The organism is Pseudoxanthomonas sp. PXM04 (assembly GCF_014851695.1).
Classification (GTDB): Bacteria; Pseudomonadota; Gammaproteobacteria; order Xanthomonadales; family Xanthomonadaceae; genus Pseudoxanthomonas_A; species Pseudoxanthomonas_A beigongshangi.
Genome location: NZ_JACVAG010000001.1, coordinates 773,905 through 798,668, shown reverse-complemented (window position 1 = coordinate 798,668; position 24,764 = coordinate 773,905). Strand labels below are relative to the sequence as shown.

The following is a 24,764-nucleotide window of genomic DNA, read 5'->3' as shown; positions in this document are numbered from 1 at the left end:
TACCAAAGGCCCCGCCGCAAGGCGGGGCTTTTCTTTTTCGTGCCCGGCGGGCTTTCCGGGCCAGGCGTCGGGGCGACCGGCCGCGGCCTGAACCGCCCGGCCCGGCCGCTTCCATACGCCAGCGGATGCGGTATAAAGGAGGCCATTCCGGCGGGTTCCGCCGGTTCGTCCAAGACTCCCTGGGAGGGGAACATGCGCAAGATCCTGACCGCCACCCTGCTGGCCCTGCCGCTGCTGGCGGCATCCCTGGCCGCTTCCGCCGCCGACGGCGCGGTGGGCCGCTGGAAGACCATCGACGACAAGACCGGCAAGGTGAAGTCGATCGTGGAGATCTACACCACCACCAATGGCTCGCTGGCCGGCAAGGTGGTCGATGTGCTGCACTCGGATCGCGGCCCCAACCCGACCTGCGACAAGTGCACCGGCGATCGCAAGGACAAGCCGGTCAAGGGCATGGTGATCCTGTGGGGCCTGAAGGCCGACGGCGCCAACGAATGGAGCGGCGGCACCATCCTGGATCCGGCCAACGGCAAGACCTACAAGTCGAAGATGGAACTGCAGGCCGGCGGGCAGAAACTGGACGTCTCCGGCTGCATCGCATTCATCTGCCGCGCGCAGACCTGGCAGCGCGAGTAAGCGCCGTCACATCCAGCGTTCCCGACAGCCCGGCCCCCGCCGGGCTGTCTTTTTTGGGCCATGCGATAATGACCGACTCCCCGCAAGCCGTCCGCCATGAGCCGCACCGCCCTCGTCACCACCGCCCTGCCCTACGCCAACGGTCCGCTGCACCTGGGCCACTTGGTGGGCTACATCCAGGCCGACATCTGGGTCCGTGCCCGCCGCCTGGCCGGGAACACCACCCATTTCGTCTGCGCCGACGACACCCACGGCACGCCGATCATGCTGGCGGCGGAGAAGGCGGGCACGACGCCGGAAGCTTTCGTGGCGGACGTACAGGCCGGCCACGAGCGTGATTTCGCCGCCTTCGGCGTGGCGTTCGATCACTACGATTCCACCAACTCGGCGATCAACCGCGAGCTGACCGAAGCGTTCTACGCCAGGCTGGATGCCGGCGGCCATATCGCGCGCCGCAATGTCGCCCAGTTCTACGATCCGGCCAAGGGCATGTTCCTGCCGGATCGCTACATCAAGGGCATCTGCCCCAACTGCGGTTCGCCGGATCAGTACGGCGACAACTGCGAGGTCTGTGGTGCGACCTATGCGCCGACCGATCTGAAGGAACCGAAGTCGGTGCTGTCGGGCGCGACGCCGGAAATCCGCGACTCCGAACATTTCTTCTTCGAGGTCGGTCGTTTCGAAGGCTTCCTGCGCGAATGGCTGGCGGGAGACGTGGCCCTGCCGGGCGTGAAGGCCAAGCTGATGGAGTGGCTGGACGCCGAGGGCGGCCTGCGCGCCTGGGACATTTCCCGCGATGCGCCCTACTTCGGCTTCGGCATTCCGGGTGCGCCGGGCAAGTATTTCTATGTCTGGCTGGACGCGCCGATCGGCTACCTGAGCAGCTTCAGGGTGTTGTGCGAAAAGAAGGGCCTGGATTTCGACGCGCATCTGCGCGCCGGGACCGAGGTGGAACTCCATCACTTCATCGGCAAGGACATCGTCAACTTCCATGGCCTGTTCTGGCCGGCGGTGCTGCACGGCACCGGCCATCGCGCGCCGACCCGCCTGCACGTCAACGGCTACCTGACCGTGGACGGCGCCAAGATGTCCAAGTCGCGCGGCACCTTCGTGAAGGCGCGCACCTACCTGGATGTCGGTCTGGAAGCCGAAGCCTTGCGCTACTACTACGCCGCAAAATCCTCCGGCGGCGTGGACGATCTGGATCTGAACCTGGGCGACTTCACCGCGCGGGTGAACGCCGATCTGGTCGGCAAGTTCGTCAACCTGGCCAGTCGCTGCGCCGGTTTCATCGACAAGCGCTTCGGCGGCCGCCTCGCCGACTCCCTGCCGGATCCCGCGATGTACGACCGCTTCGTCGCCGCGCTGGCGCCGGTGCGCGAGGCGTACGAGCGCAACGATCCGGCCGCCGCGATCCGCGCCACCATGGCGCTGGCCGACGAAGCCAACCGCTACATCGACGACCGGAAGCCGTGGGTGATCGCCAAGCAGGAAGGCGCCGATGCCGAGTTGCAGGCGGTCTGCACCCAGGGCCTGAACCTGTTCCGCGTGCTGGCCGCCGCGCTCAAGCCGGTGCTGCCGCGCACCGCGGAACAGGCCGAGGCCTTCCTCGCCGCGCCCGTCACCGCCTGGCCGGATCTGGATGCGCCGCTCACCGGCCGGAACATCCAGCCGTACGCCGCACTGTTTACCCGCATTGACCCGAAGTTGATCGACGCCATGACCGAAGCCTCCAAGGAAACCCTCGCTCCCGCCACCACCGCCACGCCGGCACCGGCCAAGGCCGCCCCGGCCGCGCCCGCCAAGCCGGAGACGGCCGGCGACGCGACCAGCCATATCGGCATCGACGACTTCGCCAAGCTCGATCTGCGCATCGGCAAGGTGCTGGCCTGCGAGTTCGTCGACGGTTCGGACAAGCTGCTGCGCTTCGAGCTGGACGCGGGCGATCTGGGCAAGCGCCAGATCTTCTCGGGCATCCGCGCCAGCTACGGCGAGCCGGAGAAGCTGGTTGGCCGCAACGTGGTGTTCATCGCCAACCTGGCGCCGCGCAAGATGCGTTTCGGCCTCAGCGAGGGAATGATCCTGTCGGCCGGTTTCGACGGCGGCGCGCTGGCCCTGCTGGACGCCGACGACGGCGCGCAGCCGGGCATGCCGGTCCGCTGACTCGTCCCCGCGATCGGACGTCCGCGACAGAGATCGGCCACGCGTCCATGTCTCGCGCCGCCCTCGCATGAACCACGCCACGCCCGCATTGGTCGAACGCCTGGACAGGCTGCTGCCGCAGACCCAGTGCGGCCAGTGCGGTTTCGACGGCTGCCGGCCCTATGCCGAGGCGATGGCGCGCGGCGAGGCGGATGTGGATCGCTGTCCGCCCGGCGGCGACGCCGGCGCGCATGCGCTAGCGCGGCTGCTCGACCGTCCCGCGCTTCCCTATGACCGCGCGCGTGGCGAACACAAGCCGCCGGCGGTCGCGGTAGTCGTCGAAGCCGACTGCATCGGCTGCACCAAGTGCATCCAGGCCTGCCCGGTCGACGCCATCATCGGCGGCGCCAAGCACATGCACGTGGTCATCGATCCGCTGTGCACCGGCTGCGAACTCTGCGTGCCGGCCTGTCCGGTCGATTGCATCGTGATGACGCCTGCCCCTTAGCCGGCGTTTTCATCGTGCGCAGATATCCGCGCGCATCCAGATTACTTCTACCGGTTACTTCTGCGGCGCCTTGCACGCCGAGCAGATGCGCTCGACCTGGTAGCCGCGTGCACGCAGCTTCTGGACCACGCCGTCACTGCCCAGCAGATGCAGCGCTCCCACGATCACCAGCGTGTCGTCGCTGGAGGACTCGGTGAGCCGCTTTTCGATCTTCGGCACCCAGTTGTCATTGCGATCGACGTTGATGCGTTGGTACAGGCGCGGGTACTCGCGCTTCATCTCGGCGGCCATTTCCTCCCACAGCATCGCGGCGTCGCCGCGCCGCCAGGCCGCATGCAGTTTCTCGGTCTGGCCGGGGCCCTTCTCCGCCTGGTCCAGGACCTCCTTGAGGAATTGCCGCTGCTCGACCGCGTCCATGCCGTCCAGCAGCGTGATCTGGTCCAGCGCCTGTTCCAGGCCGCTGGCCGGCTTGCCGGCGGACCTGGCCTGCTCCATGAAGTGCGCGTCCAGGCCGATCTTGGGATCCAGCCCCTGCCGCATCATCTCGGTTACGCTGATGGTCAAGCCGACGAACCACGGCTTGAACGCGGCGAGATTGGCCACCGGCATGCCATTCCTGGCGGCATAGGCTTCCAGCTTCGTCCAGGTGGCCTCGTCCAGATCATCACGCAGGCTCTTGCCGTCGCTGCGCAGCGCGGCCTGCATCATCCGGGTCGACAGCGCCGGGCCCATTTCGTCCGGGGACAATTCGAACATCACCGATTCGGCGTCCGCGAAAGCGCCGTCCACGTCCCGTGCCAGCGGATAGTCCGCGGGTTTCAGCATGTGGAAGGAACCGAGCAGATAGACGGCGTTGTCGCTGTCGGAAACCTTCCACAGCAGTGGCACCGGCGCTTCGGCCTGCGATTTTGGCGCATCGGCGAATGCCGGGAATGCAAACGCGGCGAGCACGGCCAGGCCAATGGCGCGCAGCCGGCGCATTTTCTTTCCGCGAGGTATCTGATTCATTGCGTGGCCTTCTGTGAGGGATGCGCCGTCGCCGCGGGCGCCGGCTTGTAGGTCTGTTCACCGGCGCTGATCGCCAGATCCAGGCGGTTTTCCGGAGGCGGCAACGGACAGGTCGCGAATGGCGTGAATGCGCATGGCGGGTTGTAGGCTTGATTGAAATCCAGCCAGACCTTACCGTCGACGACCGCCGGCGCGTCCAGGAAGCGGCCGGCCGGATAGCTGCCGTGGCCACTGGTACGATCGGCCAGCACGAAGAACAACGCTCCGCCGGCGTCGCCCAGCGCCTCGAGCCGGTAACGACGCCCGTCGCGTTCGAACTCGACCGCACCGGGATTTGGCGACGGCGTGGTGGTGCCGGTGATGTCGACGATCGGAATCGTCTTGCCGGGCGGATGTGGCACGAAGCGCGCTTGGATCTTCCAGTCCGCGTTCGCGGGCCAGTACTTCAGGCCCCCGAACCGCACCCGGCTGTCGGCGTCGGCGTGCTTCACCCGCAGCGCGTGGCGTCCGCCGCGTTCGATCACCGTCAGCCACCCCTTGCCGTCGTCGAAGCCAATGACGCCGGGTGACTCGTCGTGATCGCTCGGAACTTCCACCTTGCCCTTGACCGGTTGGCCGTTGAACGTCACCGCCACGCCCGGCTCGGGGGTGAAATGGATGCGCCCTTCCTCGTCGGACAGCATGCCCAGCCTGGCCGGGCCGACGGCCAGGCGGATGCCGCTGTCCGGCCCGCTGCCGATGTAGTGCGCCTTCAACTGGATCCAGTGCAGGCCCACCAGGCTGGTCCAGCCATCCGGCTTCAGCAGTTCCTCGCGCCGCTGCGCGCGCCACTGATCCTCGGCTGCCAGGAAAGCGGGATCCTGCACCTTGCGCGTGGCATTGCTCCCGTCATCCACCGCGTCACGCTGGCACGCGGCCAGCAACAGCAGTCCAGCCACGCAGGCAAATCGTCGCCAAGTCCCCATCACGTCCCCCGACTGAATCCACGTTCGATTTCGGCAAGCCCAAACCGCCGCCAGAGTGCGCCCGCATCGCCGTCAGCAGCTTCGATGCGTTCGACCTCGCGCAGCAGGGCGTTCATTTCCGCCAGCGTCATGCCGCGCGGCGCGGGTACGCCGTGACCGGCCATCATCGCGAGCAAGCGCTCCACGCGCGCGTCTTCCGATTCGCTTGCATCATTGCCGCCAGCCGCCGCCAGCACATCGCGTAGCAGCGCTTCCGGGTCAGTGTCCACCAGCAACGCCGGAACCGCGCGCAGGCGCAGGCGTGTTTCGCCCGCCGGTTCGACGATCAGGCCCAGCGACGCCAGCCATGCCGCATTCCGCGCGCAAAGTCGCGCCGCTTCCGGATCGACTTCCAGTTCCAGCGGCAACAGCAACGGCTGTGCGTGCAATCCGATGCCCGCGCGCGCCGCGTGCAGGCGTGCCAGCATCAACCGGCGGTGGGTGGCCGGCAGATCGAGCAGGACCATGCCCTGCGTGTCCTGGGCCAGCAGATAACGACCGTGCAGCACCGCGACCGCGAATCCCAGCGGCGGCACCTCGCCGTCCAGCATTGGTGAAAGCGGTGGCATCGAGGGCTGCGACGGCAACGCGCCATGTTCGCCATACAGGGCTTCATAGAAGGCGCGCGCCTCGCGCACCTGCGCCACCGCCGGCAAGGCGTGCGTGCCATCGGCGCCCTGCGGCATCGCCAGCGCCCGCGCCATCGTCGCGCGGGTTTCCGCCAGCGCTTCGTGCAGCGTCCCCAGGACGAAATCGTAGATCAGCCGCGCGTCGCGGAAACGCACCTCGTGCTTGGCCGGATGCACGTTGACGTCGACGCGGGTCGGATCCAGTTCCAGGAACAGCACGTACGCCGGCTGGCGGCCATGGAACAGCACGTCCTTGTAAGCGCTCTTGGCTGCATGGCCGATGTTGCGATCGCGCACCGCGCGACCGTTGACGTACAGGTACTGCTGATCGCCGGTCGCGCGCGAATATTGCGGTTGCGCGATCCAGCCGTGCAGGCGCAGGCCGGCGGCGGCGTGCTCGATGCGCAGCGCCTGCTCCACGAAGGTGTCGCCGAGGGTCTCGCGCACCCGCGCCAGCGGATCCATGCCATCCGGCCGGTAGCGGCGCGCGGGTTTGCCGTCCACGCCGACCCGCAGTTCGATTTCCGGCCGGGCCAGCGCGAGCGAACGCAGCCACTCCTCGATATGTCCCAGTTCGGTGCGCCCGGCGCGCAGGAACTTGCGCCGCGCCGGCACGTTGTAGAACAGGTCCCGCACCTCCACGGTCGTGCCGGGCGGATGCGGCGCCGGCGCCACTTCACCCAGTTGGCCGCCATCCACGCGCAACGCCGCGCCATGCGCGTCATCGAGGCGCCGCGACGTCAACAGGAAACGGCTCACCGACGCGATCGAAGGCAATGCCTCGCCGCGGAAACCCAGGGTGGCGACGGCTTCCAGATCATCCAGCGACGCAATCTTGCTGGTCGCGTGGCGCGAGATCGCCAGCGGCAGTTCCGCGGCCGGAATGCCGCCGCCATCGTCGCGAATCCGGATCAGGCGGATGCCGCCCTCCTCCAGATCGATGTCGACGCGGCGCGCGCCCGCGTCCAGGGCGTTCTCCACCAGTTCCTTGACCACCGACGCCGGGCGCTCCACCACCTCGCCCGCGGCGATCTGGTTGATGAGGGTGTCGGGCAGTTGGCGGATCGGCACGTCGGGGCGGCGTGTTCGCCGTCGCGGGAAGTCAGTGCGGATGATAGCCGAGCGCTGGCCCGACGCGGTGCGCTCAGGGCGCGCCGGCGGCTCCGCCCGCGGCGGCGCTGCGCGCCTCGGCTTCGGCCTGCGCGCGCGCGGCGAACAGCGTGCCCGGCGGCGGCTGGCGGGTGAAATAGGTATTAACGCCATCCAGCACGGCGGCGGCGACCTTGCGCTGGTAGGCCGGATCCTTCAGCCGCTTCTCTTCGTCCGGATTGGAGATGAAGGCGGTTTCCACCAGCATCGACGGCATGTCCGAGGTGCGCAGCACCGCGAAGTTGGCGCGTTCGATGTTCGGCTTGTGGTTGTTGCCGACCCGTTTCAGGCCGTCGAGCACGTGGTTGGCCGCGTCTTCCGAGGCGCGCATGTGACCGCTCTGTGCCAGATCCAGCAGCACCGAACCCAACGTGTTGTCGACCTTCTGCAGGGCCACGCCGCCGATCAGGTCGGAGGCGTTTTCCTTGTCCGCCAGCCAGCGCGCGCGTTGCGAGGACGCGCCTTTCAGCGACAGCACATACACGGAGGAACCCCGCGCCGAGCGGTTTTCCGCCGCGTCCGCGTGGATCGACACGAACATGTCGGCGCCCGCCGCACGGGCCTTGCGGGCGCGCATGTTGAGCGGGATGAAGACATCGCTGTCGCGGGTCATGTACGCCTTCATGCCCGGCGTGGCGTTGATCTGGCGCGCCAGTTCGCGGCCGATCGCCAGCACGACGTTCTTCTCGTAGGTGCCGCCCATGCCGACGGCGCCCGAATCCTGGCCGCCGTGGCCGGGATCGATGGCCACGATCAGCGGACGCATGCCGGCGCGCATGCCGACCCGCGGCGCCGGTTCCTGCGGCACGGACGCGACCGTGGAAGCCACCTCTCCCGGTGCCGGCGTGGCCGGCTTTCCGGTGGCGATGGTGTACGGAACGCCACCTGGCGTCACACCGGCGGCGTTCGGCTGGGCCGGCGCGACCTGCGTGGTCGCCTGCCCGTTGAGGATGGCCTGCGGCGATGGCGACGACGTCGGTTGCGACGGCGCGTTCTGTTCGGCCGGACGCATCGCCGGCGTGGTGGCCGGTGCGTTGGCCTGCTGCGCGACCTGCGCCGCCAGGGCGGCGGTGGCCTGGCCGGCCGAAGGCGTCGATGCAGCCGGTGGCGGCGCGGTCGTTGCCGGGGTCGTCGCGTTGTTCGATGCGGATGCAGGCGTGGTCGCGGCCGGCGCCTTGGCGACGGCGGGACCATCGCCGGGCCACTCGATGACCAAGCGCGCGCCGCCCTCCGCGGCCTCCACGCGTGGCTTGAGCGCGGTGACGGGGCCGGCCAGATCGAACACGACCCGCAGCGTGCCGGGATTGGGTTGGCCGGTGCGCACCGCCGTGACGATGCCCTGTCCGGCCGGCAGTTTCAGGCCACGCGTGGCGCTGGAGGCCGGCAGGTCGACCACCAGGCGCTCGGGCCCATGCAGCGCCAGGGTCTTGAACTCGCCCTTGCCCTGCAGGTGGATTTCAGCCCGGGTGCCGGTCGCGCCGTTGCTCAGCTGGACCGCGCTGACCTCGCCGGCGGAGGCCGTTCCAGCGCACGCCGAAGCCATCACCAACCCGAGGGCGGCGATGCGGAGGCGTCGAAATGGAGGTTTCCCCAGGGACATGCGGCGGATTCAAGCACCAACCGCCCAGGAATGCAAGAAGTTTTCCCTTAATAATCCGTGACCTGCCGGATCTTCCTACACCGTCGGGACAGGTGATCGAGGCAACTGGCCACTTTTTTCCAGGCGCGCCAGCCACGCCTGCCCGGTTTCGCCCGCGGCTTCCAGGCTGACCGCACGACCGTCGCCCTCGACCGCCAGCCGCACCCGCAGGTCGCAGGCCGGCAAGCCGGCGCCGCCGCGCTCGGGCCATTCCACCAGCCAGAGCGTGGCGCTGCCCTCGTCCAGGCCCAGGAAATCCAGTTCCCCGGCGTCGCCGATGCGGTACAGATCCAGGTGCCAGGCTTCGCCGTCGGCGATCGGGTAGCGCTCGACCAGGGTATAGGTCGGGCTGCGGATCGCGCCCTGCACGCCCAAGGCCCGCAGCAATGCGCGCGCCAGGGTGGATTTGCCCGCGCCCAGATCGCCTTGCAGGTGGACCACGGCGCTGGCCGGCCGGGTGGCCGCGAGCGCGCGCCCGAGCGCGTCGGTCGCTTCGCTGTCGGAAAGGAACAGGGACAAGGATTCCATGCCGCGATTCTAGCCTTCGCCGCACACGCTCAGGGATTGGCAAGCCGCCGCACGATCGGCATCAGATCCGAAGGCAGCAGGCCGCGTTCGCCTTCCGCCGCGGCGACGTCGCCCGCCAGCGAATGCAGCAGCGCGCCTGCGCGCGCGGCGTCGAACGCGGGCAGTCCCTGCGCGCGCAACGCCGCGATGATGCCGGTCAGCACATCGCCCATGCCGCCTACGGCCATGCCCGGGTTGCCGGCATCCAGCACGCAGGGAATTTCGCCCGGCGCAGCGACGATCGTGCCGGCGCCCTTCAGCACAATCACCGCGCGATGGCGCTCCGCCAGCGCGCCCGCGGCGGCGAAGCGATCCTGCTGCACCTCGTGCGTCTCCACGCCCAGCAGGCGCGCCGCTTCACCGGGATGCGGGGTCAGGATCGCGTCGCGCAGTTCGTGCGGATACGCGGCCAGCAGGTTCAGGGCATCGGCATCCAGCACGCAGGGCGGTTGCGCGCGCAGCACCAGTTCGAACAGCCCGCGTCCCCAGTCCTCCTGCCCCAGTCCGGGGCCAAGCGCGACGACATCGGCCTGCGGCAGCAGCGGCGCCAGTTCCTCGCCGGATTCGACCGCGCGCACCATCGCTTCCGGCCGTCGCGCCAGCAGGGGCGCGACGTGGCGTTCACGGGTGGCGACGCGGAGCAGGCCGGCGCCGGCACGCAGCGCCGCTTCCGCGCACAACGCGATAGCGCCACCGCTGCCGTGATCACCGCCGATGCACAGCACCCGGCCGGACTCGCCCTTGTGGGTATTGCGCCGGCGCGGCAACAGCCAGCGCGCGAGCGCTTCCGCGCCCAGGCCGTTGGCGGCGGCGGGGACGCCGGCGAAGGTTTCGTCATCGACTTCGAGTTCGTCCAGCGCGCACGCGCCGGTGTATTCCAGCGCCTGGCCGGTGCGCAGTCCCACGTGCTCGGCAATGAACTGCAACGTGCGCGAGGCCACCACTGCCACGCCGGGCACGTGTCCGCGATCGGCATCCACGCCGCTGGGAACATCGAGCGCTAACACCGGCGCGCCCTGCGCGTTGATCGCCTCGATCAGGCGCGCGGAACCCGCATCCGGCGCACGCGACAGGCCGATGCCGAACAAGGCGTCGACCACCACGTCGGCGGGCGGCAGCGGTCCACCGCCATGAAGTGCGATGCGCCCGCCCGCGGCGATGTAGTCGGTGCAGGCGCGCTGGCTGGAGGGCGTGCGCGGCACGTGCTCGTCCAAGTGCACCACCGTGACCACGTGCCCGGAGCGCTGCGCCAGTTGCGCCAGCACGTAGCCGTCTCCGCCGTTGTTGCCGGGTCCGCACACCACCACCAGGCGCTGGGCCCGCGGCCAGTGATCCCGCAGGTGCCGCCAGGCCGCCTGCCCCGCCCGCAGCATCAGGACATGCGGGTCGCCGCCTAGGCGGACGGTGGCGCGCGCGTCCAGGTCGCGCGCGGCGGCGGTGTCGTACAGGGGAAAGCTGCCGGACATGCGGGCGATTCTATACTTGTCGCATGCCTGCCACCGCGCCCGTCACGCTTCCGGATCCCGCCGCGCTCGCCGCGCGGGTGCGCGGGCTGGCGCGCGAGTTCGGCTTCCAGCGCTGCGGCATCGCCGGTGTCGAACTGGGAGAGGACGAGGCCCATCTGCGCGACTGGCTGGCGCAGGGCCTGTACGGGTCGATGGACTGGATGGCGCGCCACGGCGACCTGCGCAGCCGGCCGCAGGAACTCCTGCCCGGCACCCTGCGGGTGATTTCGGTGGGACTGGATTACGGCCGCAACGACAGTGACGACGCCTGGCGGACGCTGGCCGACGGCGAACGCGCCTATGTGGCCCGCTACGCGCTGGGACGCGACTACCACAAGCTGATGCGCAATCGCCTGCAGCGGCTGGCCGAACGCCTGCAGCAGGAAGTCGGCGCGTTCGGCCATCGGGTGTTCGTGGATTCGGCGCCGGTGCTGGAACGCGCGCTAGCGCGCAACGCCGGGCTCGGCTGGATCGGCAAGCACACCTGTCTCATCGACAAGGATGGCGGCTCCTGGTTCTTCCTCGGTGAAATCTACGTCGACCTGCCGCTGCCGATTGATGCGCCGGCCAGCGCGCACTGCGGCACCTGCACGCGCTGCATCGACATCTGCCCGACCGACGCGATCACCGCGCCGTATCGTCTCGACGCGCGGCGCTGCATTTCCTACCTGACCATCGAGCACGACGGCGCGATTCCCGAGGATCTGCGCGTGCCGATGGGCAACCGCATCTTTGGTTGCGACGACTGCCAGCTGGTCTGTCCCTGGAACAAGTTCGCCAAGCGCCACGACGAACCGGATTTCCGCGCCCGCAACGATCTGGATACCGCGACGCTGCCGCAACTGTTCGCCTGGGACGAAGCCGAATTCCTGCGCCGCACGGAAGGTTCGGCGATCCGCCGCAGCGGCCATGAGCGCTGGCTGCGCAACATCGCCGTCGCGCTGGGCAATGCGCCGGCCACGCCGGACGTGCTGGCGGCATTGGCTTCGCGCCGCGAGGACCCCTCGCCGCTGGTGCGCGAGCACGTGGCGTGGGCGCTGCGGCGGCATGGGGTGCAATGAGCCGGCATGCCCTGTGGGAGCGACGTCAGTCGCGAATCGGACATCCAGAATTTCGCGACTGACGTCGCTCCCACAAGACAGAAGGTCGCCGCGGAGAAATCAACCGCGCTTGCGCAACTCGTCCAGCAGTACGCGGGTGACCGGGTCGTTGGCCTGCGCTTCGCCCTTCAGTGCCGGCAGCAGGCCGTTGGCCAGTTGCTTGCCCAGTTCGACGCCGAACTGATCGAAGGCGTTGATGCCCCACAGCACCGACTGCGCGTAGACACTGTGTTCGTACATGGCGATCAGGCCGCCCAGGGTCTGCGGGGTCAGCGCATCGAGCAGGATCAGCGTGCTCGGGCGGCTGCCCGGATACGCGCGGTGTGGATCCTCGCTGCCCTGCCCGTTCGCCAGCGCCTCGGTCTGCGCCAGCAGGTTGGACATCAGCGCCAGGTGGTTCTCGGCATAGGGATCGTCGTTGCGGATGGTGCCGACGAAATCCAGCGGCACGATGCCGGTGCCCTGGTGCAACGCCTGGAAGAAACTGTGCTGCACGTCGGTGCCTGCACCGCCCCACCACACCGGCACGGTATCCACGCCGACCGGGCTGCCGTCGAGTTTCACCGACTTGCCCAGGCTCTCCATCACCAGTTGCTGCAGGTAGGCCGGCAGCAGCGCCAGGCGCTGGTCGTAGGTCATCACGCCGTGCGCGGCGTGGCCTAGCGCATTGCGGTTCCAGATCGCGGTCAGCGCGTGGCGTACCGCGATGTTGTCGGCGGGCGCGGTGTTCAGTACATGCGCGTCGAAATCCGATGCGCCGGACAGCAGCGCCTCGAAGCGCTCGAAGCCGATGGCCAGCGCGATCGGCAGGCCCACCGCCGACCACAGCGAGTAGCGGCCACCCACCCAGTCCCACATCGGCAGCACCCGTGCCGCGTCGATCGCGAACGCGGCGGCGGCGCGCTCCGGATTGGCGCTGACCGCGTACAGGCGCTCGCTGCTGCCCAGCCAGTCGCGCAGGATGCCGCCGTTGAGCAGGGTTTCCTGGGTGCCGAAGGTTTTGGAAATCAGGATTGCCGCGGTCTTGCGCGGATCCAGCGGCGCCAGCACGCGCTGGGCGGCGGCACCGTCGACGTTGGACAGGAAGTGCACGCGGAAGCGGCCCGGCAGCGGTCCGCGCAACGCATCGGCGACCAGCCGCGGGCCCAGGTCGGAACCACCGATGCCGACGCTGACGATATCGGTGACGTCGCTGGCTTCCAGATCCGCGATCAGCGCGGCCATGCGCTCGCGCACCGCGCTGGCGGTGGCGAATGCCTCGCGCGCGGCGGCGGCACCGGAGTGATTGCCACGCAGCGCGGTATGCAGCGCGGCGCGGCCTTCGGTGACGTTGACCTTCTCGCCATCGAACAGGCGCCGGAACGCCCCTTTCAGATCGCGCGATTCGCCGAGTGCGACCAGCGCGGACAGCGCCTCGCGGTCATAGCCTTGGCGGGCGAAGTTGAAGTACAGCGGGCCGTGGCGCAGGGCGAAGTCGTTGGCGCGCGCGGGATCTTGCGCCAGCAGCGCCGGCAGCGATTGCCCGCGCAGGCGCGCGGCGTGGGACTGCAGTGCGTCGAAACCCGGTGTCTGGCTCATGCGGCCTGCTTGGGAATGCTGTGGTTGGTGTGGGTGATCCTGTTGCTGCCGTCCACGTAGATCAGCTTGGGCTGGAAGCGCTCGGCTTCCTCCTCGCTCATGCCGGCGAACGCGGCGATGATGATCAGGTCGCCGATCTGCACGTGGCGCGCGGCGCCGCCGTTGAGCGAGATGATCCCGCTGCCCTCGTCGGCGCGGATGGCGTAGGTGGAGAAACGCGCGCCGTTGGTGACATCCCAGATGTGCACCTGCTCGAACTCGCGGATGCCGCTGGCGTCCAGCAGCAGGCCGTCGATGGCGATCGAGCCTTCATAGTTCAGTTCGGCGTGGGTGACGGTGGCGCGGTGGATCTTGGTCTTGAGCAGGCTGAGTTGCATGGCGGGGGGAACGGACCACGGAGGAAGCGGAAGTTTAGCAGCGGCCGCGGGCGGCCGACGTGCATGCGGCGGGAGGCGCCGCGCGGGAGGCGAAGCGGGCGGCAGGCGCCGCGTTCACCATTCCAGGTTGTCGATCAGCCGGGTCCGGCCCAGGCGCGCGGCGACCAGCGCGACCCGGGGACCGGCTTCGCCGTCGACCGGCTCGCTCAGGTCGGGCCGGCGCACCGTGGTGTAGTCCACCGCGAAACCGTTGTCCGCCAGGTGGCGGGCGGCGGTGTCCTCGACCTCCACGCGCGGGCGGCCGGCGACGACGCCGTCGCGCATCGCGGTCAGGACGCGGCGGATTTCGGCGGCGCGCGGGCGCTCGTCGGCCGACAGGTACTGGTTGCGCGAGCTCATCGCCAGCCCGTCGCTCTCGCGCACGATGCTGCCGGCCAGCAGCTCGATCGGAAACGCCAGGTCCGCCACCATCTGCCGGATCACCGCCAGTTGCTGGTAGTCCTTCTTGCCGAATGCGGCCAGATCGGGCTGCACCTGGTTGAACAGGCGGGTCACCACCGTGCACACGCCATCGAAATGGCCGGGGCGATGCGCGCCTTCCAGCAAGCTGCTGACACCGGGCACGTGCACCTTGGCCGCCAGTTCCACGCCGAACGGATACATCGATTCCACCGTGGGCAGCCACAGGACATCGCAGCCCGCGCCTTCCAGACCGCTCATGTCCGCTTCCGGCGTGCGCGGGTAACGGGTGAAGTCCTCGTTGGGACCGAACTGGGTCGGATTGACGAACACGCTGGACACCACGCGGTCGGCATACTGCCGCGCCAGCATGACCAGCGAGTAATGGCCGGCATGCAGGTTGCCCATCGTCGGCACCAGCGCGACTTTCAGGCCCTCGCGTTTCCATTGCCTGACGCGGGCGCGCAGATCGTGCAGTTCGGTGATGGTTTCTAGCATGAAGTTGTCCGCAGAAGTCCGCTGGATCGCCGCGCGGTGCGCGGCTCAGTAGGAGTGGCTGGCGTCGGGGAAGCTGCCGTCGCGCACCGCGTCGGCATAGGCGCGCACGGCGCCGGCGATCGAACCGCCTCCGGCCAGGAAATCCTTGACGAACTTGGGCCGGCGATGGCCGGTGTCCAGGCCGAGGAAATCGTGCAGCACCAGCACCTGCCCGTCGCAGCCCGGGCCGGCGCCGATGCCGATGGTCGGGATGGCGATGTCCGCGGTGATGGACGCGGCCAGCGCCGACGGCACGCATTCCAGCACCAGCAGCGCCGCGCCGGCCTCGGCCACCGCGCGCGCATCGGCGCGCAGGCGCGCGGCGGCGGCTTCGTCACGGCCCTGCACCTTGTAGCCGCCGAACTTGAGCACCGACTGCGGGGTCAGGCCCAGGTGCGCGCAGACCGGAATGTCGCGCTCGCTCAGGAAGCGGATCACGTCCAGCTTATGGCCCGCGCCTTCCAGTTTGACCATCTCGGCACCGGCCTGCAGCAGCGCGATGGAGGCGTCCAGCGCGCGTTCGGGCGTGGCGTCGGACTGGAACGGCAGATCGCTGATCAGCAGCGCGCGGTTCAGTCCGCGCGCCACCGCTGCAGTGTGGTAGGCGATATCGGAAGTGGTCACCGGCAGGGTCGAGTCATGCCCCTGCACCACCATGCCCAGCGAATCACCGACCAGGATCAGGTCGGCGCCGTTGGCATCGAAGACCCGGGCGAAACCGGCGTCGTAGGCGGTCAGCATGACCAGCTTGCGTCCGTCCCGCTTGGCCTCGGCCAGGGCGGGAACGGTCCAGGGCTTGCTATCGGCGTGAGTGCTCATGGGGATGCATTATCCGCTCATAACGGCTGGATATTCGAGCTTTCCAGGCCGGACACTGCATCCCGCGCGTAACCGACGCCCGGAATCCGGATGTCCGGCGCCAGTTCCAGCAACGGCACCAGCGCGAAGGCGCGCTCGTGCAGGCGTGGATGCGGCAGTTGCAGGCCGGGCACGTCCAGCACCCGATCGCCGAACAACAGCAGGTCCAGATCCAGGCGCCGCGGTCCCCAGCGCTGTTCGCGGGCGCGATCCCTGCCGAACTCGCGTTCGATCGCCAGCAGGTGTTCCAGCAGCGCCAGCGGTTCCAGCGAAGTACGCAGCATCGCCACCGCATTGATGAAGTCCGGCTGCGCCTCCAGGCCCCAGGCCGGCGTGCGGTAGAGTCGCGACACCGCCACGCATTCGGTGTCCGGCAGCCGCGCCAGGCGCGCGGCGGCGGCCAGCAGGGTGGCCCGGGCATCCCCCAGGTTCGCGCCCAGGCCGACGAACGCCTCGCCCGGCGCTGTCATCTCGGCCAGTTCATTCCGGCGAGGCGGCGCTGCTGCGGCGACGGCGACGGCGACGACGACGGCCCTGTGGACCGCCCTCCTCGTCCGGGTTGCCGGCGGCGGACACCAGCGCGCTGGCCAGCGCCTCGGGCGACTGCGCCTGCGCTTCGCGCCAGAACGCCACGTCCTCGGCGTGTTCGCTGGACGCGGACAGGCGCAGCACCAGGAAATCGAACGCGGCGCGGAAGCGTGGATGGGTCAGCAGGCGCATGACCCGCTTGCGCTGGCGGTTGCCGAAGCGGGTCTGCAGCAGCCATATCTCCTGCATCGGCAGCGAGAACCGGCGCGGCAGCGCGACCGTGTTGAGCTGGTGCAGGGTCACCCGATCGGCGGCGCGGCGCTGCGCCTCCTCCGCGTGCACGCCCTGCGCCTGCAGCGCCATCAGGGCGCGGCAGTACGCCGGCCACAGCAGCAGCGCGAACAGGAACGCCGGCGACACCGGCTCGTCGTTGGCCACCCGTCGATCAGTGCCGGCCAGGCCCTCGATCAGCATGCGCCGCAGCGCTCCGCTGCGATTGGAAGCCAGCGCCGCCGCGGTTTCCGGCAGCAGCACGGCGAGCAGGCCGAACCGTTCCAGGCCCTCGAAGCTGGCCACCGCGTGGCCGGACAGGAACAGTTTGAGGATTTCCTCGAACAGGCGCGCGGGCGCCGCGTCGGACAGCAGCGAGGCCAGCCGCGCGATCGGTTCGGCGGTCGCCGTCTCGATCGAGAAATCCAGCTTGGCCGCCAGCCGCACCGCGCGCAGCATGCGCACCGGATCCTCGCGGTAACGCTGCTCGGGATCGCCGATCAACCGCAACGTGCGCGCCTGCACATCCTCGAATCCGCCAACGTAATCGCGTACCGAGAAATCCTCGATGGCGTAGTACAGCGCGTTGGCGGTGAAGTCGCGGCGCACCGCGTCGTCCTCGACGGTGCCGTAGACGTTGTCGCGGACCAGCCGGCCGTTCTCCATTTCGCGATCGCCGCTGCCATCGTCGCTGTTGGCGCGGAAGGTGGCGACCTCGATGATCTCGCTGCCGAACACCACGTGCGCCAGCCGGAACCGGCGGCCGATCAGGCGGCAGTTGCGGAACAACTGCTTGACCTGCTCCGGGGTGGCGTCGGTGGCGACGTCGAAGTCCTTGGGATGCCCGCCGACCAGCAGGTCGCGCACGGCGCCGCCGACCAGATAGCCGGCGAAGCCCGCATCGCGCAGCCGGTACAGCACGCGCAGGGCATTGGGACTGATGTCCTTGCGCGAGATCGGGTGCTGGTCGCGGGGAATGATGCGCAGGGCGGTGTTCGGGGTAATGGTGGCGGTTCCGTCAGGTGGTCTCGTGCCCCGGGGCGGGCGATTGCCGAACGCCGGGGTAGCCGCCTATACTAATGCGCTTCGCCGGCATCACCCAAACGCTCCCTTCGTCTAGTGGTTAGGACGTGGCCCTCTCAAGGCTAAAACAGGGGTTCGAGTCCCCTAGGGAGCGCCATTCCGGCTGAAGTCACCTCGCGGACCCGCTCCCGAGGCGCCGGCGGCGGCTTTTCCGTCCGCACACCCGCCGGCCGTTCCCCTCGCCTAGCCCATGCCGCTGTGCCGCAGCAGCGCGTCGATGCGTGGCTCGCGCCCGCGGAATGCGCGGAAGTTCTCGGCCGCCCCGCGGCTGCCGCCCCGTCCCAGCACTTCCCGGCGGAAACGCGCGCCGGTTTCGGCCAGTTGCCCCGGGGTTTCCTCGAACGCGGCGTAGGCGTCGGCGCTCAGCACCTCGGCCCATTTGTAGCTGTAGTAACCGGCGGCGTAGCCGCCGGCGAAGATGTGGCTGAACTGGTGCGGAAAGCGGTTCCAGCTCGGCGGCCGGTTCACCGCGATCTCGTCGCGCACGCGTTCCAGCAGCGCCAGCACGCTGTCGCCGGCCGGATCCAGGCCGCCGGCGTGCAGCAGCATGTCGAACAGGCCGAACTCCAGTTGGCGCACGGTCGCCATGCCGCTCTGGAAGTTCTTCGCCGCCAGCATCCGATCGAACAGATCGCGCGGCAGCGGTGCGCCGGTGTCCACATGCGCGGTCATCGCCCGCACGCGCTCCCACTCCCAGCAGAAGTTCTCCATGAACTGGCTGGGCAGCTCCACCGCGTCCCATTCCACGCCGTTGATGCCGGCGACCGCCAGCTCGCCGATCGCGGTCAGCAACTGGTGCAGGCCATGGCCCATTTCATGGAACAGCGTGGTGACCTCGTTGTGGCTGAAGGTGGCCGGCTTGCCCTCGGCGCCACGGCCGAAGTTGCAGACCAGGTACACCAGAGGCGTCTGCGCGCCCTGCCCCGCGCCGCGCTCGCGGCGGTTGCGGCCATCGTCCATCCAGGCGCCGCCGCGCTTGCCCTCGCGGGCGTAGAGATCGAGATAGAACTGGCCGACCAGTTGGCCATCGTCGCCGACCAGCCGGTAGAAGCGCACGTCCGGATGCCAGGTCGGCGCCTGGTCCGGTTCGACCCGCAGGCCGTACAGCGCATGGATGAGATCGAACAGGCCGGCCAGTACCTTCGGCTCGGTGAAGTATTGCTTCACTTCCTGCCCGGAATAGCTGTAGCGCGCCTGCTTGAGCTTCTCGCTGGCCCAGGCCAGATCCCAGGCCTGCAGATCGTCCAGTCCGAGCTCGTCCCTGGCGAACGCCTCCAGTTCCGCGCGATCGCGCCGCGCGTGCGGCAGCGCGCGTGCGCCGAGATCGCGCAGGAACGCCAGCACCGCCTGCGGACTGTCGGCCATCTTGGTGGCGACCGAATAGTCCGCGTAGCTGGCGAACCCGAGCAACGCCGCCAGTTCGGTGCGCAGCGCCAGGATGCGATCGATCAGCGCGCTGTTGTCGAGCCCGGCGTCGTCGCCCAGTTCGGAGGCGCGCACGGCGCTGGCGCGGTAGAGCTGTTCGCGCAGGCCACGATCCTCGGCATAGGTCTGCACCGGCAGGTAGCACGGCATCTGCAGGGTCAACTTCCAGCCGGCGCGCCCGTCCTTTTCCGCCTGCGCACGGGCGGCCGCCAGCACGTCGGCCGGCAGGCCCGCCAGCCGCGATTCGTCTTCGACGTAGAGCGCCCACGCATCGGTCGCGTCCAGCACGTTGTTGGAGAACTTCGCCGCCAACGCCGACAGTTCCTCGCGGATGGCGGTGAAGCGGGCCTTGCCGGCCTCGTCCAGTTCGGCGCCGCCGAGGCGGAAATCGCGCAACGCGTTTTCCAGCGCCTTGCGCCGCGCGGCGTCGTAATCCTTCGCTTCGGGCGACTGCGCCAGTGCCTTGTATTGCGCGTACAGCGCCAGGTTCTGCCCCAGCGCGCTGCCGAATCGGGTGACCTTGGGCAGGTTGGCGTTGTAGGCCTCGCGCAGTTCCGGCGTGTTGACCACGGCCTGCAGGTGGGCGACCTGGCCCCAGGCCCGGTACAGCCGCTCGGTGGCGTCGTCCAGCGGCACCACGAAGCTCTCCCAGCTCACCGGCGCGATCGTTTCGGCCCGCTTCACCGCCGCGTCCGCCTCGGCCAGCAACTGGTCGATGGCGGGCGTGATCTGATCGGGTTTGATCGCGTCGAAACGCGGCAGGCCGGAAAAATCGAGCAGCGGAAGGGTCACGTCGGGGCTCCTGGAATCAGCCGTCGGAAGGCGGAAGTATCCTGCCAGAGTGGAGGCGACCGGGGCGGATGCAAGCGTGCGCCCGCGCCGGCGCGATGTCGTTCAGGCCGCGGCCTGCGCCGTCCAGGGCAGATCCGGCAGCTCCCCGCCGGCGGTGGCGGCGGCGATCGCCGCATCGCTGCCGCTCACCTCGATGCCGTTGTCCGCGTACCACGCCGGGGCGTAGTAGCTGTGCGCGTAGCGCTCGCCGGCATCGCACAGGATGGTCACGATCGAACCCGCGCGTCCAGCCTGTTTCATCCGCTGCGCTGCCCACAGCACGCCGACGAAGTTGGTGCCGGTGGAACCGCCGACCCGGCGTCCCAGCCGCGCGCTGACCTCGCGCATCGCCGCCAGCGACAGCGCGTCCGGCACCTTGACCATCGCGTCCACGCAACTGGGCAGGAAGCTGGCTTCCACCCGTGGCCGGCCGATGCCCTCGATGCGCGAACCGCCGGTGCTGGACAGCTCGCGCCACGGCCGGCCGGCCAGTGCTTCCCGGTAGCCGTCGTAGAACATCGAGATTTCCGGATCCGCGCACAGGATGTCGGTGGCGTGCTGGCGGTAGCGCACATAGCGGCCGAGGGTGGCGGCGGTGCCGCCGGTACCGGGGCTGCAGACGATCCAGGCCGGCACCGGGTGCGGTTCGGCCGCCATCTGCTTGAAAATCGATTCGGCGATGTTGTTGTTGGCACGCCAGTCGGTGGCGCGCTCGGCGTAGGTGAACTGATCCATGAAATGCCCGCCGGTCTCCCGCGCGAGCTGGCGCGAGGCATCGTCGAGATCGCAGGCGCGTTCGATCAGGTGGCAGCGACCGCCCTGGAATTCGATCGCGGCGATTTTCTCCGGCGAAGTGCTGGCCGGAATCACCGCGATGAACGGCAAGCCGAGCAGGCGCGCGAAGTAGGCCTCCGACACCGCCGTGGATCCGCTGGACGCCTCGATGACCGGCGCGCCCTCGCGCAGCCAGCCGTTGGCGAGCGCGTACAGGAACAGCGAGCGCGCCAGCCGGTGCTTGAGGCTGCCGGTGGGATGGCTGGATTCGTCCTTGAAATAGAAATCGATGTCCGGATAGCCCGGCAGCGACAGCGGAATCAGGTGGGTGTCGGCCGAACGGTTGAAATCGGCTTCGATCCTGCGGATGGACGCGGCCACCCAGTGACGGTGCGACATGGAGCGGGAATGTCCGGGCAAGTGGAAACGGGGCTGGAGCGGTCGCCCGGCATTATCCCACTTCCGCCCGGGCGCCGCGGATGGCGCGATGCCAGCCGCGGTCCGGCCCGGCCTCCCCGAGCAGATTCCCTGATCAGATCCTCGGCAGATCGAACACCAGCACTTCCGCGCTGCGGCCGCCGGCGACGGTGACCAGCGGCTCGCCGTCGTACAGCAGGGCATCGCCGGCCGCCAGCGCATGACCATTGACGGTCAGCTCGCCGCGGGCGACATGTACGTACCCGAGCCGGCCCTCGGCCAGGCGCAGTTCGGCTTTCTCGTCGCCGTCGAACAGGCCGGCGTAGACGCGCGCGTCCTGATGGATGCCCACCGAACCGTCCGCGCCGTCCGGGCTGGCGATCAGGCGCAGGTGGCCCTGCTTTTCCTGGGCGGAAAACGCCTTCTGCTCATAGGAAGGCGGTATGCCCTGGCGGTCCGGGATGATCCAGATCTGCAGGAAATGGGTGGTGCCGGATTCGCTGTAATTGAATTCCGAATGCTGCACGCCGGTGCCGGCGCTCATCCGCTGCACGTCGCCCGGCACGATGCTGGACGCGTTGCCCATCGAATCCTTGTGGCCCAATGCGCCTTCCAGCACGTAGCTGATGATTTCCATGTCGCGGTGCCCGTGCTGGCCGAAACCGCGCCCGGCTTCCACGCGATCCTCGTTGAGGACCCGCAGCGGGCCCCAGTGCACGTGGTTGTCGTCGTAATAGCCGGCGAACGAGAAGCTGTGCCAGGAATCCAGCCAGCCATGGTTGGCGTGGCCGCGCTCGGCGGCCGGACGCAGGGTGATCATCGGGGAACCTCCACGGGAAACGTTGGCGAAAGGATGTGGTTCCGCCCGCGCAGGATAAACGGGCCGCCGGCCAATGGGCTGTTCCAATTTCGAGACAATAGGGCTTCCAGACCGCATCGGCTCGCAAGAAACGGAACGAATCGGCGCCCGCGCTGGCCTGTCGACACCCGTATCCGCCGCCCGCTTCCTGCGCTTGCCCGGCACCACTCCATGCCGGACCGGGAGTCCGGCGACGCTCCAGGGACGCAAAACGCAATCAATGTCATCCGGATGAGTGCGTTGCATTAAACTTGTCGGGTTTTCCGTTTTGATGTTCTGCCAATGCCCTTCGTCGTCACCGAGAACTGCATCAAATGCAAGTACACCGATTGCGTGGAAGTCTGCCCGGTGGATTGTTTCCACGAGGGTCCGAACTTCCTGGTGATCGATCCCGATGAGTGCATCGACTGCACGCTGTGCGAACCGGAATGCCCGATCAACGCGATCTATCCGGAGGACGACGTCCCCGCCGGGCAGGAAAACTACGTGCAGTTGAACGCGGAGCTGTCGCGGGCCTGGCCGGTGATCACCACCCGCAAGGAACCGCTGCCCGACGCCAAGGAATGGGAAGGCAAGCCCGGCAAGCTGCCGCTGCTGGAACGTTGATCGCCACGCGCCGGCACGCCGGCGAATCCGCCCCGCGCCGCGCGCGACGGGCATGAAAAAGGCGCCTTGCGGCGCCTTTTCCGTTTCAGGCGATGCCCGGGCTCAGTTGCCGAGCTTGGCCTTGAGCGCGGCGATCAGCTTGGTCGGCGCGTCACCCTGCGCGGGCAGGCCACGCGGATCCACGGCCGAGACATAGGCGCCGGCCTGGACACCGACCACGCGCACCAGGAAGTTGCTGCCTTCGTAGTTCACGTCGTAGGTGCCCAGCAGCTGCGCGCGGCTGGCGATGGTCACGCCTTCGATACCACCGAGCGCGTCGCCGACCTTGGTGAACACCTCGTCGCGGCTACCGGTGGCGTTGAAACCGGTGTTGGAAGCGGCGGCCGGCGCGCTGCCCTGGCCTTGCGACTGCACCTGCGAAGCGGTGGCCGGCAGGTTCATCGCGCCGGCGGTGCTGGGCAGGTTGAGATCCGGCGGGACTTCCAGCGGACGCATTTCCGGGCTCAGCGCATAGTCGCCCTTGGCGCCCTTCTTGCTGAACCACTTGCAGCCCGACAGGCCGCCGGCCACGGAAACGGCCAGCAGCGCGAGGGCGAGCGGACGCATGAGCGAAGGCGAAAAACGCATGGTGTTCTCCTGGGTTCAGGCCGCGATCGTTTCGCGGCTGGATTGTTCTTCGAGCCGGCTCGCCTGTTCGGCCAGACGGTTCGCGGTGTCGTGGTGGGCCTCGGACAGCGGCAGCAGCGGCAGGCGCAGCCCGCTGCCGACATCCTGGCGCTGCAGCAGCGCCTTGACCGGGATGGGATTGGATTCCACCCCGAGGAAGCCATAGATGTCGCCGAGTTCGGCGTCGAGCGCGGCGACCGCCGCGGCATCTCCGGCGCGGGCGCGATCGCACAGCCTGCGGAAGGTGCGCGGCAGTGCGTTGGAGCCGACCGAGATCAGTCCGTCGGCACCGGCCAGCATGGCGCGGCCGGCGGTGGGATCGTCGCCGCTGAGGATCACGAAACCGTCGTTGCGCAGCGCCAGCAGCGCGGTCATGCGCTCGGGCTCGGAACGGGCTTCCTTGATGCCGATGATGTGCGGGTGCGGCGCAAGCTGGGCCACCGTCTCCGGCAACAGATCGCAACCGGTGCGGCCCGGCACGTTGTACAGGACCACCGGCAGGCCGCCCTGCTCGGCCACCGCGCGGTAATGCGCGACCAGGCCGGCCTGGGTGGGACGCACGTAAGGCGGAGTGACCACCAGCGCGTAGTCGGCGCCGGCGACCTGCGCGCGGCGGGTCTGGGCGATGGTCTTGGCGGTGTTCATCTGCCCGGTACCGGCCAGCACGGGAATGCGGCCGCCGAGGATTTCCACCGCCACGCGCAGCAGCCGCTCGTATTCCTCGTCCGACAGCGCGGCCGCCTCGCCGGTCGAACCGGCGACGACCACGCCCTGCGTGCCGCCGTCGATCTGCCGTTTGAGCAGTCGGCGCCAGGCGTCGAGGTCGAGTTCGCCAGCGTCCGTGAACGGCGTGGCCAGTGCGGTAATGCTGCCGGAAAGGGACAAGCGTTTGCCTTCTTGAACGTCTTCGTTGAACAGGGGCGGCGCGGAATCCGCGCACCCTGCGATGTTACTTGCGGCGTGAAAGCGCGGGCAAGTATGCTGGATCCCGTGCCGGGCGCCCGCCCGGGGTGCCATTCAGACTCGCCGCCCTGCCGGAAGCCGCTTTGACCGATCCCACGCCCCGGCCTTCGCCGAACGAAAACCACCTCCTGATCAACGCCTATACGACGCATCCGGAGTCCCCGCTGTTGGCGGTGACGCGCCGGATCGCGGACAGTGGCTGCAATCTGGTCGATGCCCGCCTGTCCACGGTGGGCCGGGACGTGTCGGTGACCGCGCTGGCGACCGGTTCCTGGGACTCGGTGGCCAAGCTGGAGGCGATGATGACCCGGCTGGAGCGCGAGGAAGGCCTGAAGCTGGTCTGGTACCGCACCGGTCCCAAGGTCGTGCAGTCCAACCTGCTGCCGTACATCGTGGAAGTGGTGGCCGCCGACAAGCCGGGCATCCTGTTCCAGCTGGCCGACTTCTTCGACCGCCAGGGCATCACCATCGAGAACCTGCAGAGCACCCGCTACCGCGCCATGCAGACCGGCGCTGAGATGTTCTCGGCGCAGGTGACCATCGGGGTGCCGGCCAACATGCACATCGCCGCGCTGCGCGACGATTTCCTCGAATTCTGCGACCATCTGAACCTGGACGCGATCATGGATCCGATGAAGTTCTGACA

At 68.8% G+C, this 24,764-nt stretch carries 22 protein-coding genes, 1 tRNA gene and 1 pseudogene; 7 read left to right on the top strand and 17 right to left on the bottom strand.

Features of this window, described 5'->3' with window-relative positions:
* Nucleotides 1-192: 192 nt before the first annotated feature.
* The 3 genes from IB228_RS03795 to rnfB all read left to right on the top strand — a co-directional run bounded on the left by IB228_RS03795 (nt 193) and on the right by rnfB (nt 3,286).
* Nucleotides 193-636, top strand: coding sequence for a DUF2147 domain-containing protein (locus tag IB228_RS03795; RefSeq protein ID WP_141453335.1), 444 nt, complete (start codon nt 193-195; stop codon nt 634-636).
* Between the two features lie 96 nt (nt 637-732).
* Nucleotides 733-2,799, top strand: coding sequence for a methionine--tRNA ligase (metG, locus tag IB228_RS03790; RefSeq protein ID WP_192197605.1), 2,067 nt, complete (start codon nt 733-735; stop codon nt 2,797-2,799).
* Nucleotides 2,800-2,866: 67 nt separating this feature from the next.
* The gene (gene rnfB, locus IB228_RS03785) at nt 2,867-3,286 is read left to right on the top strand and encodes an Rnf electron transport complex subunit RnfB (RefSeq protein WP_183642455.1); all 420 of its coding nucleotides are present in this window, start codon (nt 2,867-2,869) and stop codon (nt 3,284-3,286) included.
* Nucleotides 3,287-3,340: 54 nt separating this feature from the next.
* On the opposite strand, the gene IB228_RS03780 is transcribed toward rnfB, so the two are convergent.
* The 6 genes from IB228_RS03780 to IB228_RS03755 all read right to left on the bottom strand — a co-directional run bounded on the left by IB228_RS03780 (nt 3,341) and on the right by IB228_RS03755 (nt 10,748).
* On the bottom strand, nt 3,341-4,267 hold the full coding sequence (locus tag IB228_RS03780; RefSeq protein WP_192197604.1) for a TraB/GumN family protein: 927 nt from the start codon (nt 4,265-4,267) through the stop codon (nt 3,341-3,343).
* 23 nt (nt 4,268-4,290) lie between these two features.
* The gene (locus tag IB228_RS03775) at nt 4,291-5,259 is read right to left on the bottom strand and encodes a DUF1684 domain-containing protein (protein ID WP_192197603.1); all 969 of its coding nucleotides are present in this window, start codon (nt 5,257-5,259) and stop codon (nt 4,291-4,293) included.
* The gene (gene mutL, locus IB228_RS03770; RefSeq protein WP_192197602.1) at nt 5,259-6,998 is read right to left on the bottom strand and encodes a DNA mismatch repair endonuclease MutL; all 1,740 of its coding nucleotides are present in this window, start codon (nt 6,996-6,998) and stop codon (nt 5,259-5,261) included. Before mutL ends, IB228_RS03775 begins: the two co-directional genes overlap by 1 nt.
* Nucleotides 6,999-7,071: 73 nt before the next feature.
* Nucleotides 7,072-8,619 (bottom strand): N-acetylmuramoyl-L-alanine amidase, encoded by a 1,548-nt coding sequence (locus tag IB228_RS03765; RefSeq protein WP_225562213.1) that lies wholly within the window; start codon nt 8,617-8,619, stop codon nt 7,072-7,074.
* Between the two features lie 132 nt (nt 8,620-8,751).
* Complete coding sequence (gene tsaE / locus IB228_RS03760) at nt 8,752-9,243, bottom strand: tRNA (adenosine(37)-N6)-threonylcarbamoyltransferase complex ATPase subunit type 1 TsaE (protein WP_183642467.1); 492 nt, start codon at nt 9,241-9,243, stop codon at nt 8,752-8,754.
* Nucleotides 9,244-9,272: 29 nt separating this feature from the next.
* Nucleotides 9,273-10,748, bottom strand: coding sequence for an NAD(P)H-hydrate dehydratase (locus tag IB228_RS03755; protein ID WP_192197600.1), 1,476 nt, complete (start codon nt 10,746-10,748; stop codon nt 9,273-9,275).
* A 23-nt stretch (nt 10,749-10,771) separates the two neighbouring features.
* Between IB228_RS03755 and queG the strand changes: the two genes are divergently transcribed.
* Entirely contained in the window at nt 10,772-11,848 is a 1,077-nt protein-coding gene (gene queG / locus IB228_RS03750; RefSeq protein ID WP_192197599.1) for a tRNA epoxyqueuosine(34) reductase QueG, read from the top strand.
* 99 nt (nt 11,849-11,947) lie between these two features.
* Here queG and pgi read toward each other — a convergent pair whose 3' ends face one another.
* From pgi to pcnB, 6 genes and pseudogenes are all read right to left on the bottom strand, one after another.
* Nucleotides 11,948-13,465, bottom strand: coding sequence for a glucose-6-phosphate isomerase (pgi, locus tag IB228_RS03745; protein WP_192197598.1), 1,518 nt, complete (start codon nt 13,463-13,465; stop codon nt 11,948-11,950).
* Nucleotides 13,462-13,842, bottom strand: coding sequence for an aspartate 1-decarboxylase (panD, locus tag IB228_RS03740; protein ID WP_141453346.1), 381 nt, complete (start codon nt 13,840-13,842; stop codon nt 13,462-13,464). The genes pgi and panD overlap by 4 nt, the downstream gene beginning before the upstream one ends.
* A gap of 114 nt (nt 13,843-13,956) precedes the next feature.
* Complete coding sequence (gene panC, locus IB228_RS03735) at nt 13,957-14,799, bottom strand: pantoate--beta-alanine ligase (protein WP_183642476.1); 843 nt, start codon at nt 14,797-14,799, stop codon at nt 13,957-13,959.
* A gap of 45 nt (nt 14,800-14,844) precedes the next feature.
* Complete coding sequence (gene panB, locus IB228_RS03730; RefSeq protein WP_183642481.1) at nt 14,845-15,657, bottom strand: 3-methyl-2-oxobutanoate hydroxymethyltransferase; 813 nt, start codon at nt 15,655-15,657, stop codon at nt 14,845-14,847.
* 17 nt (nt 15,658-15,674) lie between these two features.
* Nucleotides 15,675-16,166: a 2-amino-4-hydroxy-6-hydroxymethyldihydropteridine diphosphokinase gene (folK, locus tag IB228_RS03725; protein ID WP_192197597.1), complete on the bottom strand. Its 492-nt coding sequence runs from the start codon at nt 16,164-16,166 to the stop codon at nt 15,675-15,677.
* A gap of 10 nt (nt 16,167-16,176) precedes the next feature.
* A pseudogene (pcnB, locus tag IB228_RS03720) lies at nt 16,177-17,481 on the bottom strand (polynucleotide adenylyltransferase PcnB); the annotation flags it as partial.
* A gap of 118 nt (nt 17,482-17,599) precedes the next feature.
* On the opposite strand from pcnB, the gene IB228_RS03715 reads away from it, so the two are divergent.
* Nucleotides 17,600-17,674: transfer RNA gene (locus tag IB228_RS03715), tRNA-Glu, on the top strand.
* A gap of 86 nt (nt 17,675-17,760) precedes the next feature.
* Here the strand turns inward: IB228_RS03715 and IB228_RS03710 are convergent.
* The 3 genes from IB228_RS03710 to IB228_RS03700 all read right to left on the bottom strand — a co-directional run bounded on the left by IB228_RS03710 (nt 17,761) and on the right by IB228_RS03700 (nt 21,844).
* Nucleotides 17,761-19,794, bottom strand: coding sequence for a M3 family metallopeptidase (locus IB228_RS03710; RefSeq protein ID WP_183642487.1), 2,034 nt, complete (start codon nt 19,792-19,794; stop codon nt 17,761-17,763).
* A gap of 102 nt (nt 19,795-19,896) precedes the next feature.
* Entirely contained in the window at nt 19,897-21,006 is a 1,110-nt protein-coding gene (locus IB228_RS03705) for a PLP-dependent cysteine synthase family protein (RefSeq protein ID WP_183642489.1), read from the bottom strand.
* A 133-nt stretch (nt 21,007-21,139) separates the two neighbouring features.
* Nucleotides 21,140-21,844: a pirin family protein gene (locus tag IB228_RS03700; RefSeq protein ID WP_183642492.1), complete on the bottom strand. Its 705-nt coding sequence runs from the start codon at nt 21,842-21,844 to the stop codon at nt 21,140-21,142.
* 321 nt (nt 21,845-22,165) lie between these two features.
* On the opposite strand from IB228_RS03700, the gene fdxA reads away from it, so the two are divergent.
* A complete protein-coding gene (gene fdxA, locus IB228_RS03695; protein ID WP_141453356.1) occupies nt 22,166-22,489 on the top strand; it encodes a ferredoxin FdxA in 324 nt (107 codons plus the stop codon).
* 102 nt (nt 22,490-22,591) lie between these two features.
* Here the strand turns inward: fdxA and IB228_RS03690 are convergent, their stop codons facing one another.
* Complete coding sequence (locus tag IB228_RS03690; RefSeq protein ID WP_183642495.1) at nt 22,592-23,116, bottom strand: hypothetical protein; 525 nt, start codon at nt 23,114-23,116, stop codon at nt 22,592-22,594.
* 15 nt (nt 23,117-23,131) lie between these two features.
* Nucleotides 23,132-24,040, bottom strand: coding sequence for a 4-hydroxy-tetrahydrodipicolinate synthase (gene dapA, locus IB228_RS03685; protein ID WP_183642497.1), 909 nt, complete (start codon nt 24,038-24,040; stop codon nt 23,132-23,134).
* Nucleotides 24,041-24,201: 161 nt separating this feature from the next.
* Between dapA and IB228_RS03680 the strand changes: the two genes are divergently transcribed.
* Complete coding sequence (locus IB228_RS03680; RefSeq protein WP_141453362.1) at nt 24,202-24,762, top strand: glycine cleavage system protein R; 561 nt, start codon at nt 24,202-24,204, stop codon at nt 24,760-24,762.
* Nucleotides 24,763-24,764: the final 2 nt, after the last annotated feature.